12 protein-coding genes are annotated in these 13594 nt (G+C 65.7%); 5 read left to right on the top strand and 7 right to left on the bottom strand.

Annotated elements, in window-relative coordinates; genetic code table 11:
• Positions 1–45: 45 nt before the first annotated feature.
• The 6 genes from BGI01S_RS15595 to BGI01S_RS15570 all read right to left on the bottom strand — a co-directional run bounded on the left by BGI01S_RS15595 (position 46) and on the right by BGI01S_RS15570 (position 6795).
• Positions 46–1647, bottom strand: coding sequence for a peptide chain release factor 3 (locus BGI01S_RS15595; protein WP_042326683.1), 1602 nt, complete (start codon positions 1645–1647; stop codon positions 46–48).
• 804 nt (positions 1648–2451) lie between these two features.
• Entirely contained in the window at positions 2452–2748 is a 297-nt protein-coding gene (locus BGI01S_RS15590; RefSeq protein WP_042326680.1) for an H-NS histone family protein, read from the bottom strand.
• A gap of 131 nt (positions 2749–2879) precedes the next feature.
• Positions 2880–4079 (bottom strand): serine hydrolase domain-containing protein, encoded by a 1200-nt coding sequence (locus BGI01S_RS15585; RefSeq protein ID WP_042326678.1) that lies wholly within the window; start codon positions 4077–4079, stop codon positions 2880–2882.
• Positions 4080–4188: 109 nt separating this feature from the next.
• Positions 4189–4392, bottom strand: coding sequence for a hypothetical protein (locus BGI01S_RS15580; protein ID WP_042326677.1), 204 nt, complete (start codon positions 4390–4392; stop codon positions 4189–4191).
• 559 nt (positions 4393–4951) lie between these two features.
• Entirely contained in the window at positions 4952–5212 is a 261-nt protein-coding gene (locus BGI01S_RS15575; protein WP_042326675.1) for a hypothetical protein, read from the bottom strand.
• A gap of 86 nt (positions 5213–5298) precedes the next feature.
• A complete protein-coding gene (locus tag BGI01S_RS15570) occupies positions 5299–6795 on the bottom strand; it encodes a sigma-54 interaction domain-containing protein (RefSeq protein WP_042326674.1) in 1497 nt (498 codons plus the stop codon).
• Positions 6796–7106: 311 nt separating this feature from the next.
• Between BGI01S_RS15570 and BGI01S_RS15565 the strand changes: the two genes are divergently transcribed.
• Together BGI01S_RS15565 and BGI01S_RS15560 are read left to right on the top strand one after the other, a co-directional pair.
• On the top strand, positions 7107–8507 hold the full coding sequence (locus BGI01S_RS15565) for a GntP family permease (RefSeq protein ID WP_042326673.1): 1401 nt from the start codon (positions 7107–7109) through the stop codon (positions 8505–8507).
• Positions 8508–8634: 127 nt separating this feature from the next.
• On the top strand, positions 8635–9036 hold the full coding sequence (locus tag BGI01S_RS15560) for a RidA family protein (protein ID WP_042326672.1): 402 nt from the start codon (positions 8635–8637) through the stop codon (positions 9034–9036).
• Positions 9037–9063: 27 nt separating this feature from the next.
• Here BGI01S_RS15560 and BGI01S_RS15555 read toward each other — a convergent pair whose 3' ends face one another.
• Complete coding sequence (locus BGI01S_RS15555) at positions 9064–10047, bottom strand: response regulator (RefSeq protein WP_042326671.1); 984 nt, start codon at positions 10045–10047, stop codon at positions 9064–9066.
• Positions 10048–10437: 390 nt separating this feature from the next.
• On the opposite strand from BGI01S_RS15555, the gene BGI01S_RS15550 reads away from it, so the two are divergent.
• From BGI01S_RS15550 to BGI01S_RS15540, 3 genes are all read left to right on the top strand, one after another.
• Positions 10438–12117 carry a methyl-accepting chemotaxis protein gene (locus BGI01S_RS15550; protein ID WP_042326669.1) on the top strand — a complete coding sequence of 560 codons (1680 nt, stop codon included), beginning with the start codon at positions 10438–10440 and terminating at the stop codon, positions 12115–12117.
• Between the two features lie 329 nt (positions 12118–12446).
• Positions 12447–13028: a DinB family protein gene (locus BGI01S_RS15545; RefSeq protein ID WP_042326668.1), complete on the top strand. Its 582-nt coding sequence runs from the start codon at positions 12447–12449 to the stop codon at positions 13026–13028.
• Positions 13029–13316: 288 nt separating this feature from the next.
• Positions 13317–13568, top strand: coding sequence for a hypothetical protein (locus tag BGI01S_RS15540; protein WP_007178686.1), 252 nt, complete (start codon positions 13317–13319; stop codon positions 13566–13568).
• Positions 13569–13594: the final 26 nt, after the last annotated feature.

The following is a 13594-nucleotide window of genomic DNA, read 5'->3' as shown; positions in this document are numbered from 1 at the left end:
GTCATCGACGCGGCTTCTTCATTCATGCGTAGCGACAGCAGGCGCTCACATCGATTTCCTGAACGGCGCACCCGAATGCTCGCGCAGTTCGTTGAACACGATCTTCGGCCACGCCTTCTGCGCGACTTCGATCTCGGACACGTGCGACGCCAGATACGTCGGCGCATCGGATGCATCGAGCGCGATCCGCGCCGCGTACGAATCGGTGAAGCGGCGCAGTTCGGCGGCGTCGTCGCAGGTCACCCAGCGCGACAGGCGATAGCGCGCCGGCGCCATCCGCACGTCGACCTTGTACTCGGTCGACAGACGATGCGACACGACCTCGAACTGCAACTGCCCGACCGCGCCGAGGATCATCAGCCCGCCCACTTCCGGGCGGAACACCTGAATCGCGCCTTCTTCGCCGAGTTGCTTCAGCGCCTCGCCGAGTTGCTTCGCGCGCATCGGGTCGACCACTTCGACGGTCTGAAAAATTTCCGGCGCGAAGAACGGCAGGCCGACGAATTGCAGTTGCTCGCCTTCGGTCAGCGTATCGCCGAGGCTCAGCGTGCCGTGATTCGGAATACCGATGATGTCGCCCGGATACGCTTCGCTCACGGTCTCACGACGTTGCGACAGGAACGTCACCACGTTGTTCGCGCGGAAGGTCTTGTTCGAACGGGTGACCTTCACGGCCATGCCGCGCTCGAAACGTCCCGAGCACACGCGGATGAACGCCACGCGGTCGCGGTGCGCGAGGTCCATGTTCGCCTGCACCTTGAACACGACGCCGGTGAACTTCGGCTCGTCGGGCATCACCGGACGCTGCACGGTCATGCGCATCGACGGCGGCGGCGCGAGGTCGACCAGCGCGTCGAGAATTTCCTTCACGCCGAAGTTGTTGATCGCCGAGCCGAACAGCACCGGCGACTGCTGACCGGCCAGGAACTGCTCGCGGTCGAAGTCGGGCGTCGCACCGGTGATCAGATCGATCTCTTCCTTAGCCTTCGTCCAGCTATGGCCGAAGCGGCGTTCGCCTTCCTCGTCGCTCAGGCCTTGCAGCGTTTCCACCGCGCCGCCCGCCGTATCCTGGCCGGCGCGGAACACGCGCACCTGGTCGCGCTGGATGTCGTAGACACCCTGGAATTCCTTGCCCATGCCGATCGGCCACGTGAACGGCACCGCCGCCACGCCCAGATGCTGCTCGATTTCGTCGAGCAGTTCGAGCGGCTCGCGCACTTCGCGGTCGAGCTTGTTGATGAAGGTGACGATCGGCGTCTTGCGGCTACGGCAGACTTCGAGCAGCTTCAGCGTTTGCGCTTCGACGCCGTTCGCGCCGTCGATCACCATCACGGCGGCGTCGACCGCGGTCAGCACGCGGTACGTGTCCTCGGAGAAGTCTTCGTGGCCCGGCGTGTCGAGCAGGTTGATGACGGCGTCGCCGTACTCGAACTGCATCACCGAGCTGGCGACCGAAATGCCGCGCTGCTTTTCGATCTCCATCCAGTCGGACGTCGCGTAGCGATTGCTCTTGCGGCCCTTCACGGTACCGGCGATCTGAATCGCGCCCGAGAACAGCAGCAGCTTTTCGGTGAGCGTGGTTTTACCCGCGTCCGGGTGGGAAATAACCGCGAACGTGCGGCGGCGTTTGAGTTCGGAGACTGACATCGGGTCTGGCGGTCACAGATAGGAGGTTCGGGCGGTTCCCGGCGGCTTGTGGCGGCCGGGATGCCGCGCCTTGCGCGGCGGCGTCGAGCTGCGGGAGTCGGGCCGGAACCCGCATCGACTGGCACACTTCGCCGCGCCGGAATCAGGTCACGAACAAACCTTCGACAATACGGGAATCGCCAGCGCAGAACAGCGCAGGGAACGAATGATACACGCCCGACGCGGCGCGAGGGGGAAACCGGGCCGCCCGCGCGGGTCGGGGTACGGGGCGAGTTGCCTGTGGCTTGGGCCTGACGCGGGCAGCCATGCGGAGCGATGCGCGCAAAGGTGAGAGTTTTCGGGACTTGTGAGCGCGGGCGACGAAGCGCCTCGAAAGGTGAAGACGCGGCGGCTCTATTCACGCACCCGCGCGGCCATGCTTGCGAGAGCGCCAAACGTAATGGCCCAACGCCAAACCTGGGCGCGCAACGCTCCGCAAGATCCTTCGCATAGCCTGGGAACGCCCGCCAGCAAAGGCCGGCGCGGGTTTCGGGAGAAATCGCGCGAGTCAGTCGGGAAGTGCGCGGGAGCGTTGCCGCGAGGTGCGTCAAGCGACAAAACCTGGCTCACCGAAACAACTCGCTGTGAAGAGAGTCAGGCGAAAAAGCTCACTGCCCGCGTTCGGGCCGGTGTCAAAGGTGAGCGTTTTCGGGACTCGCGTAGCGGTGCGAAATCCGTCGCGCGCGGCATCACTTCAGAAGATTCTTCGCGTGACACCCGTCGCGCAACGCACGACGAGCCAAGCGCCACGCCAACGACACGCGTTCACAGATCGATCAGAAAGCGCTCGCGATTCTTGCCCGCGAGCCACGCCGGCGAGCGGCCGCGGCCGCTCCAGGTCTCGCCGGTTTTCGGATTGCGGTACTTCGCGACTGACGCCGTCGCCGCTTTGCGAGCCGGCTTGCTCTGGCTCGTAAAGCCGAGTTCTTCGGCGGTCAGGTCATATTCGGCGACCTTCTGCTTGATGTCGGCGATCGCCTGCGCCACTTCTTTTTCGCGGGCCGCTGCGACTTCCTTGTGGAGTTTTTCGAGTTGGGCAGTCAACTGTTTATACGAAGCCATGGCGGTGCTCCCCCAATCTATTTGAAGAATTGCAGTGCGGACACTATCAGACGAATAAAGTGCCGGATAGAGCGGCCCGCCAGGCGCGCGCCGTCCCATGCGGAACGACTCAGCGGCGGCGGTACCTGCTCTCAGTCGTCAATGGCATCGTACACGCGGCGTTCGAAGTCGACCGCCATTGGGAAGGGTTCGATCGCGCGTCGCTGGATCAGCATCAGGCCGATCATATTTTCGACCGGATCGGCGAACCAGCTCGTGCCGTAAGCCCCCGGCCAGCCGAACGAACCCATTGAACGATAGCCGTGCGGCAGTTGCTGCGCCGGGTCGTCGACGACGGAAACGCCGAGGCCGAAGCCTTGGCCCGCCCACAGCACATGCCCGAAGGCCGGCACGCGACGCTGGTCGCGTGTCAAAAAATTGCAGCGCATCAGATCGACCGAGCGATGCGACAGCAAACGCGTGGCGCCGACGCGGCCGCGTCCGAGCAGCAGTTGGGCGAATTGCAGATAGTCCTGCGCGGTCGAAACGAGCCCGCCGCCGCCGCTCTGGAAGCGGTCGGGGTTCGCCCAGCGGCTCGCCGACGGATGATCCTCGACCACGCGCCGCCGCGTGCCGGGCTCGACCCCATACGCGGTGGCCAGCCGGGCGAGTTGCGCGTCGGGCACCGAGAACGCGGTGTCGCGCATGCCGAGCGGTTCGAAGATCCGCGTGCGGAAAAAATCGCCGAGCGACATACCGCTCACGCGTTCGACCAGCACGCCGAGCACGTCGGTCGCGATGCCGTAGTGCCAGCGGGAGCCGGGCTGGAACATCAGCGGCAATGCCGAGATGCGGGCGAGCCAGGCGCTGTTGTCCGCGTGCCCCTCGAAACCGTTGAAAGCGGCCGCGTACGCTTCGGCCAGCGGGCCGGTCGCGGTGAAGTGGTAGGCGAAACCGGCGCGATGCGTCAGCAGGTCGAGCACGGTGAGCGGCGCCTTGACCGGATCGGTTTCGTCGAGCGGACCGCTGGGGTCGCGCAGCACGCGCGGCGCGGCCAGTTCGGGCAGCCACAGCGAAATCGGCGTGTCGAGCGCAAGCCGGTCTTCCTCGATCAGCATCAGGATCGCGGCACTGGTCACCGGCTTGGTCATCGACGCGATGCGAAACAGCGTGTCGCGCTCCATCGGCAACTGCGCGGCGTCGTCGCGCCAGCCGAGCGGCTCGAAATAGCCGACTTCGCCGCGTCGCCACACCATCGACACCACGCCCGCGACTTCGCCGCGTTCCACGTAGCCTTGCAACGCGTTGGTCAAGGCGGTCAGGCGGGTCGCGGAAAGTCCGGCTGGTTGCATGCTGATCCTGGGTCGATGACGAGAGGAGTCCGGCCGCTACGTTCCGCTGTTGCCGCGGACAACGTGACGTGCGCAGAGGTTACGCGACGGCTTTCCGCTGTCGGAGCCATCAGGCTTTGTGCCGATTTTCCAATGCCGATAACGCGGCATTCAGCCGTTTGATTCGACTGGCCTGCGCGGGCACGAGAACCGCGCCGGAAACCGAATCGATACGGTTGCGCCAATATGACAGCGGGATACGGTCTTCAGCGGAAATATGGGAAATAACGTGTTCCAGATGCTCAATATCTTTTTCGAGTTGATGATGATTCATTGCTTCCCCGGATTATATTGAAATGGTCTAAAAGCATAAATCGAAGCACGGAACGTGCCGCATGCAAAGGCCGGCGGCCCTTGCCGAAAACGGAAAATCATTCCTGACTGTCTGCCGCGTCAGAAAAATTCGGAAAAAGATGCGTGCTAGGTTAAATCCCGAACTGTGCGAAAAGAATACCGCTGACAAACTTCGCGCTCCGTTAGGTGCCGCACCGACTCCGCCCAATGACGAATCGGGCGGACTTAAAGCCGTTAATCATCGTCCACGCCCACGGCATTAACTCGGCACGGACCGCGACAACGTGCCGTTAAATCCAATACGCATACTACCTTGTGATTGGATGCATATTAAGCACAGGTATTTATGACGGCCATGTGCTTAACACCATGAGGGCGCCGCGCGGGGCGGGCCGGTGCTCGCTGGGAGGTCTCTCCCGGAGGCGGCGGGCGTCGCGGCATAACGCCCCCGCACGCATCGCGAGATGCGCATGGGAAGGCTGGAAACCGGGTCAGGCGGACGAACCACCGGCCTTGCGCCGGCGTCGCGCGAGGTCGCGCTACTTCGCGCGGCAGGCGTAGATCAGGCTGAGCGTACCGCCCTCACTGGACTGGCGGACGACGTCGAACGCGCCGCCGCAACTGGCGGCGGCCTGCTGCGAACAGGAATCGGAGCCGGCCGGGCACTGCACGAGCGTGGTTGCGCGGCCATCCGACAAAAACAGCGGTGCGCTGCTGCTGCAGCCGCTCAGCGCGGCCATGCCGCCGACCGCCAGCGTGGCGAAGACCCGGCGCGCGAACGAGGAGAAATTGCGGTTCATTGGAAACCCCGGTCAACGTCTTGTTTTTCGATCCCGCGATTGTGCCACGCGGCAATTACGCTGCGTCACCGACGTCGCGGGACTTTTCAGACTTCGATTCCGTAAGCCGCGATCTTCTTGTAGAGCGTCGCGCGGCCCATGCCGATCCGGTTGGCGGTGTCGATCACGCGACCGCCGTTGGCGCGCAAAGCGTCGCACAGGAAGCGCTTCTCGAAGGCGGCCATCGCGTCACTCCACGACGCGGACTCGAGCGGCGCGTCGGCCGTTACGTCCGGCGCTTGCAGCGTGCGCGTTTGGCCGCCGACGGGCGGCGTCGCGCCGGCCACGGCGGAGCGCTGGCTCCCGCCCTGCGCCGAGCCCAGGAACGGCGCCAGCGTCCGCGCGTCGATCCGCTCGCTGTCGGACAGCATCACGGCGCGCTCCAGCGTATTGCGCAACTCGCGCACGTTGCCTGGCCATCCGTATGAACACAGCAGCCGCAGCGCATCGTCCTGCAATTCGAAGTGACTGCCGCTGCGCGTCTGCGTCGACAGGTCCTCGAGCATCGCGTAGGCCAGCGCCTCGATGTCGGAGGTCCGCTCGCGCAATGCGGGCGCGTGGATCGTCAGCACGTTGAGCCGATAGAACAGGTCCGCGCGAAAGCGTCCCGCCGCGACCAGCGCGGGCAGATCGGCCGACGTCGCCGCGATGATCCGCACATCGGCGCGCACGATCCGGTTCGAGCCGAGCGGCTCGAACTCCTTGTCCTGCAATACGCGCAGCAGCTTGCCCTGCAAAGGCAACGGCATATCGCCGATTTCGTCGAGAAACAGCGTGCCGCCGTTCGCCAGTTCGAATTTGCCGACGCGCCCCTTGCGGTCCGCCCCGGTGTACGCGCCGGGCGCGGCGCCGAAGAATTCGACTTCGAGCAAAGTGTCCGGAATGGCCGCGACGTTGACGGTCACGAGCGGTTGAGTCGCACGCGCCGAGCCGCCGTGGATCGCATGCGCGAGCAGCTCCTTGCCGGTGCCGGTCTCGCCGAGCAGCAGCACCGGCGATTCGAGTTGCGCCGCGCGACGCGCCTGACGCTTTACTTCGAGACACGCCGCGCTCGTGCCGACGAAACTGCCGAACGTGTAGCGCGCGCGACGCGCCTGCGCGAGCGACCGGCGCGTCGCGATCAGTTCTTCCTGCACGCGCGAGTAGTGGGAAAAGAGCGGCGTCAGCGCCTTCAGCTCGTCGAACAGCGCGAAGCCGACCGCGCCGACCGTCACGCCGGCGTCATCCTTGAGCGGCAGCCGCGTGACGACGAGCGGTTCGCGATCCGTCTCCATGATGTCGAGCAGGATCGGCTTGCCGGTGTGGACGACTTCGCGCATCAGACTGTTGGGAATCACCGCCTCGCAATCGCGCCCAATCGCCTGCTGCGGGTCCGAGAAACCGAAGCGCGCCGCATACCGTTTGTTGATCCAGACGACGCGCGCCTCGGCGTCGACGATGAAGGTGCCTTCGCTAAAGTTCTCGAACGTGCGAAAGAGCGACTCCATCGCCCGGCGCAGGACGTCGCCGTAGGTGGCGGGCAGGCCCGCCCAGTCATTCATCATGTTGTCGCTGTCTCCGGCTACCGTTTTAATTGTGCTTGTCTCAATTTGGAGACAGCTTATCTCATCGGAGAGATCGCCAGCAAGGCCGATTCATAAGGGTTTAACCTCAGTTCGGCTAATCTTCGGCGGATTTGCGTCCCGTTTCAGAGACGTTTGGGTACAATCGGCGCCAGCATGCTTCCCGCATCGGCCGCGTCGATCGACAGATCGGCCGTGGCTGTGGGCGTGGCACGGAACCTGCATTCTGCGGCGCCGTGCCGTCGCACCGTCAGGACGGCGTACATGTAGAACAACCAAGCTTTGGAGACTCAATGTCATTTGTCATCGTCCTCGCCGCGCTGGCGTTTCTGATGTTTGCCGCGTATCGCGGCTACAGCGTCATTCTGTTCGCGCCGATCGCCGCGCTCGCCGCCGTTCTGCTCACCGAACCGGCCGCCGTCGCGCCGGTGTTCACCGGCATCTTCATGGACAAGATGGTCGGCTTCGTGAAGCTGTACTTTCCGGTCTTCCTGCTAGGCGCCGTGTTCGGCAAGGTGATCGAACTGTCCGGCTTCTCGGAGTCGATCGTCGCGGCCGCGATTCGCTACATCGGCCGCTCGCGCGCCAATGCGGTGATCGTCGCGGTGTGCGCGCTGCTCACGTACGGCGGCGTGTCGCTGTTCGTCGTGGTGTTCGCGGTCTATCCGTTCGCGGCCGAGCTGTATCGCCAGAGCAATATTCCGAAGCGCCTGATGCCGGGCGCAATCGCACTCGGCGCGTTCTCGTTCACGATGGATTCGCTGCCGGGTACGCCGCAGATCCAGAACATCATCCCGACCACGTTCTTCAAGACCACCTCGTGGGCCGCGCCGACGCTCGGCGTGATCGGCTCGCTGTTCATCATCGTGGTCGGCCTGTCGTATCTCGAATGGCGCCGCCGTGCCGCGATGGCGACCGGCGAAGGCTACGGCACGGAGCTGGTCAACGAACCGGAGCGCGTCGAATCGCAGCAACTGCCGCATCCGTTGCTGGCGGTCGCACCGCTGGTGGTGGTCGGCGTGGCGAACTTCCTGCTGACCCGCTGGATTCCCCAGTGGTACGGCCCGACCTTCACGATCACGCCGGAGATCCTGCCGGGTCTGCACGCACCGGTCGAAACGACGGTCAAGAGCCTGGTCGGTATCTGGGCCGTGCAAGGCGCACTGCTGCTGGGCATCGTGATGGTCGTGCTGACGGCGTTCCGCCGCGTCAGCTCGCGCTTCGCGGTCGGCACCAAGGCCGCGGTCGCGGGTGCGCTGCTGGCGTCGTTGAACACCGCGTCGGAGTACGGCTTCGGCGGCGTGATCGCGGCCTTGCCTGGCTTCATCGTGGTCAGCGACGCGTTGAAGAGTATTCCCAATCCGCTCGTCAACGCGGCCGTTTCGGTGAGCACGCTGGCGGGTATCACGGGCTCCGCGTCGGGCGGCATGAGCATCGCGCTCGCGGCCATGTCCGACGTGTTCATCAAGGGCGCGGAAGCCGCGCATATTCCGCTGGAAGTGCTGCATCGCGTGGTCGCAATGGCGAGCGGCGGCATGGACACGCTGCCGCACAACGGCGCGGTGATCACGCTGCTGGCGGTCACGGGCTTGACGCACCGTCAGTCGTATCGCGACATCTTCGCGGTCACGGTGATCAAGACGTTGGCCGTGTTCTTCGTGATCGCGGTGTACTACGCGACCGGGCTGGTTTGAGCGACGGATTCAGCGCGTGGCGGCTCTCCGAGCGCCACGCCGCCGATTCCCCCACACGTTTCGCCATCCAGAGTTTTGATCGGTTAGCTTAGCGTTCCGACAACGACACGCGCCGCCGACCCTTCTCATGAGCTCGAGCCCCACCTTCTGGATGATCCCGCAAGCTCCGACGCCCGTCGGACCTTTCTCCCACGCCACCGAAGCCGACGGCTGGGTGTTCGTCACCGGCCAGATGCCGACCTCGCCGACCGACGACAACGCGCCCTTGCCCGACGGCGCCGTCGCGCAAACGCAGCGTGTGATGGACAACCTCGTGCTGGTCCTGCACGGGCTCGGTCTCGGGTTGCAACACGTGGTCGCCGCGCGCATCTTTCTGACCGAGTTCAAGCGCGACTACGCGTCGATGAACGCGGTCTACCGCGCCTACTTCCCCGCCGACGCGCTGCCCGCCCGCACCTGCATCGGCGTCACCGCGCTCGCGCGCGACGCGCTGGTCGAGATCGACTTCGTCGCGAAGCGGCCGGGCTGAAGCCGGTCCGCGGCGGACGGCGCAGCGTCAACGCAGCGAATCTTCATCCAGTCCGAAGTAGTCGTACAGCTCGTCGTGCAGCGAGATCGCGCGTTCGTCCATCCCGGTCGTCCAGCGCGCGTTGTCGTCGCAGAGCTGCTGCAACTCGCGGCATTGGCGCGCGAAACGCGTCTCCCGCGCGATCAGAAACGCGCCGCCCGCGCCATGCGCCCAACCGCGCAACGCGTCGCGGTCCTCGGCGTCGACGATCGTCATGAGCTTCGACAGATCGCTTTGCAGATGCGTCTTCAGCATCGCGCGGTAGCGCGCTTCATCGTCTGAATTGAACGCGGCCGGCGGCGGTGCGGACGACGCGGCGTCCACCTGCGCCGCGCGCCGATCGCCGGGCGCGACCGCGAGCAACGCCGCCGCCAGTTCGTCCGCCGATGCCGACTTCGCGACATACCCCGCGAAGCCGTGCTCGCGCCAGCCGTCGTTGCGCCGATTGTCCGCGCCGGCGCTGAAGGCCAGCACCGGCAAGCTCGCGTGCGACGTGCGCAAATGCGCGAGCAGTTCGTAGCCGTCCATGACCGGCATGTCGATGTCGCTCAGCACCACGTCGAAACGCGCGCCCGCAAGCGCCGCCAGCGCCTGCCGGCCGTCGCCGGTGACAGTCGGCAGGCAGCCCAGCCGCGTGAGCTGCTCGGCGAGCATCGCCTGAACCAGCGCATTGTCTTCGACGACCAGCACGCTCAGCCCTTGCAGCGCGGACGCGGTTTCGTCGACCGGCGCGGCGGAGCGAGTCAGGTCGTCCGTTCCCGGATCGCGCGAAGCGAACGCGTGGGGTGGATCGTCCGCGTGAAGCGCGGCAACGCCCGGCGCCTCACCGACGCCGCCGGGCGGCGCCTCCGCCGCGGCGTCCGCGCTCGCGCTCAGCGGCTCCGACGCGTCGAGTTCCGGCACGTGCGAACACGAGCGCGACTTGAGACAGGCGAGGACCGCGCTCAGCGTTGCATGGATTGTGCGGCTCATTGCTGACGGTTCGGCTGCGAAAACCGTACGGACCCGACGCGCGCGCCGGCCTTCGCCAACGCGCTGGACGAAGTCCAACGGTTCGCGCGCGCGAAACGATCCGAAGACGGCATGAAATGTTTTAGCGAAACGGCCGCAGTGCAGCCGACGCCCCCATATTTATGGGGCGAAGTGTAGCGCCTTCGAAATCCGCACGCGACTCGCGGCGCTCTGTGGGCTCTGTCGGAACGGCGACTCGTCCCGTCCAGAACAACCCTGCATTAACGGCCGGACGCTCGATAAACCTGAGTGGTTTACTGGGAAACCCTCAAGCTCGCGAGGTTAATTGCCGTTACTCCTTGCATCACGTAAGCGCCGCGCCCACGCGCGCCGGCATCAGCAAGGAAAGTCATGCGCAACAATCAGCCCGTCACCGGGCACGAGTACGAATTCCCGTCGTCGCACATGCTTGTGTCGGCAACCGATCTGGGCGGCCGCATCCAGTACTGCAATCCGGCCTTCATCGCCGTGTCGGGATTTACGCGCGACGAGCTGATCGGCGAGCCGCATAACCTGATCCGCCATCCGGACATGCCGCGCGAAGCCTTCGCCGACATGTGGACCACGATCCGCGAAGGCCGTCCGTGGACCGCCCTCGTCAAGAACCGCCGCAAGAACGGCGATCACTACTGGGTGCGCGCCAACGTCACACCGGTGGTGGAGAACGGCGCGGTGGTCGGCTATCTCAGCGTGCGCGTGAAGCCGGAGCGCGAAGCGGTGCGCGCCGCCGAGACGCTGTATGCACGCATGCGCGCGGGCGAATCGCGCGGGGTGGCATTGCGCCGGGGCGTCGTGGTTCGCACCGGCGTCGCGGGACGGCTGCAGGCGCTGATGCGTCTGCCGGTTGCGACGCGCGCGGCGGCCGGTTACGCGCTCACGCCGCTGGCGTTGCTGCTGACCGGCCTCGTCGCCTGGCAGGGCACGCCGCCCGCGCCGTTCTGGCTCGCGTTCGGTGTCGCCACGGCGATCAGCTTCGTGTCGTGGCGCGTGCTGACGCACCAGCTCGCCGCGCCGATCGGCGACATGTCGGGCTTCGCGACCCGCCTCGCCGCCGGCGACCTGACCGCCGATCTGCAGATCGCGCGTCACGACGATCTCGGCGACGTGTTGCAGGCGTTGAACCAGTTGAAGGCGAACCTCGCGGCAATCGTCTACGACGTGCGCGCGCAGATCACCGGCATGCTCGACAACGCGCGCGAGATTTCGAGCGGCAACGTCGATCTCGCGCGACGCACCGAGTTGCAGGCGGCCTCGCTCGAAGAGACCGCCGCCACGATGGACGAGCTGACCACCACCGTGCAGGCCAACGCCGACGCCAGCGTGCGCGCGCTCGACCTCGCGCGCGACGCGCAGGCAGCAGCGGCCGAAGGCGGCCGGATCGCGGGCCAGGTCGAGCAGACCATGGCCGGCATCACGGAGGCGTCGCGGCGCATTGCGGACATCACCGGCGTAATCGACGGCATCGCGTTCCAGACCAACATCCTCGCGCTGAACGCGGCCGTCGAAGCGGCCCGCGCGGGCGAAGCGGGCCGTTCGTTCGCAGTCGTCGCCGGCGAAGTGCGGATGCTCGCGCAGCGTTGCGCGGCATCGTCGAAGGAGATCAAGTCGGTGGTCGAGGCGAGCGCCAGCGAAGTCGCGGCGGGCACCGCACTGGTCGCGCGCACCACCTCGCAAATGCGCGCGATCGACGAAGCAGTGGGCCGCGTGTCGTCGATCATCGTCGAAGTGGCGAATGCGAGCAGCGAGCAGGCCGAAGGGATTCGCCAGGTCAATCAGGCGGTCTCGCATCTGGACGGCGCGACCCAGCAGAACGCGACGCTCGTCGAGCAGGCGGCGGCGACCGCGCAGCGTCTCGCGGAGCAGGCCGATGTCCTCGATGAAGCGGTGCGGCTGTTCACCGTCGCCGAGGCGTCGTCCGCTTCCGCGCCGCGCGCCGCCCACGCAACACGCCGGGCCGGCGCGACTGCTGCGGCGCCCGTTACTCATGCAAGCGCGCACGCCATCGAGCGGGAAGAGGCCACTTTGATCTGATAGATCGGCGTTACTCCTACCTCGACAGCCCGCTATTGGCGCGCGAGGATCACACCGTCAGCGCCCATCGTTGTAAGGGCAGGCTGACCCGAGTAACAACGGCGTTTAGCAGCCCGTCCCATTCCGGACGGGCTATTTTTTTGCTTGCCGGGTTGTGTGCGTCGAACATGGCCGTGGGCTGCTCGCGGTTGATTCGCAGTGAGCCATTGCGCGGCAATCCGACGCACGAACGGTGAGGCAATACGGGAGCCGCGCGGGACTTGCCGCGCGGCTCCGCTCCGTTCACACTCGAACTCGCCCTACGACGCTGTCCCTCACCGGAGGCCGACGTGATCCCTGCCGACTCGCAGAACGCCAATCCGCTCGCCGCGCATTTCGCCGCGATGGCGCGCAACAACGCGTGGTCGAATCTGCGCCTCTACCGCGCGTGCCTCAGCCTGAGCGACGACGCGTTCGCCGAGCGCAGGGTGAGCTTCTTCCCGTCGTTGCAACTCACGTTGAATCACATCCTGCTGGTGGACCAGTATTACTTCGATGCGCTGATCGACGGCCGCGAGGGGCTCACCATTTTCGACAACGAAGTGCCCTATCCGCGCGCAGCCGACCTATGGCATGCACAGGCGCGGAGCGATCAGCAACTGCTGGCGTTCTGCGAGTCGCTCGTCGACGGTGATCTGCAACGCGAAGTCCGGATCGACCGTGGTCCGACGATCGGCGTTCAACGTGAAAACATCGGCGGGGTGCTGCCGCATGTCTTCGTCCATCAGATTCATCATCGCGGGCAGGCCCACGCGATGCTCAGCGGCACACCGGCCGCCCCGCCGCAACTCGACGAGTTCTTTCTCGCTGCCGACGCCCCGTTGCGCGCGGCCGAGTTGCTGGATCTGGAGCGCCTGCGCGAGCCGCGATAGCTTGCGCGTTCCTAGCCGGATCGTGCGTCAGCCGCATGACAGCGCCACAGAAGGATCGCACCGCCACGGGGCACGAAAAATGCATTGTCGTAGCGGTGAGTCGCGTTAAACTGAACCCTCGGATGTCACCGCATGCTGCCCCGCGAACCGCGCCAGGCAACACGCAGCGGCATCCCGGCAAGCAGGCGGGTGCGCGAGCCGTCACGCAAACGTGACCATCGCGCGACAGACGGCGCGCCACCCTGCCCGTACAATGGTTCGATCAACAACGGAACAAGGACAACCTCGATGCGCACTACCGGGTCCTCCGGGTCAATGGCCCTGCTCACCGAATACGACGACGCAACGGCTCGCGAACTCCGCTCGCTGCGCCTCGAATCGACAGAAGACGGCAAAGGCATTCTTCTGATCGAGGTCGACGAGCGCAAGCCAGGCATACATCGCGAAGTGCGCTACGAAATCACGCCCGCCGAACTGATTGCCGCGATTCGCGCGCACGGCGCCGAGTTGCCGGGCGAACAGCACAATCATCGTCAATGAAGGAACGCGCGCGGCATGGCGCTCGC

This window comes from Paraburkholderia ginsengisoli NBRC 100965, assembly GCF_000739735.1.
Lineage (GTDB): Bacteria > Pseudomonadota > Gammaproteobacteria > Burkholderiales > Burkholderiaceae > Paraburkholderia > Paraburkholderia ginsengisoli.
The sequence above is the reverse complement of the archived record's forward strand: the minus strand, read 5'-3'. Positions and strand labels throughout refer to the sequence as shown.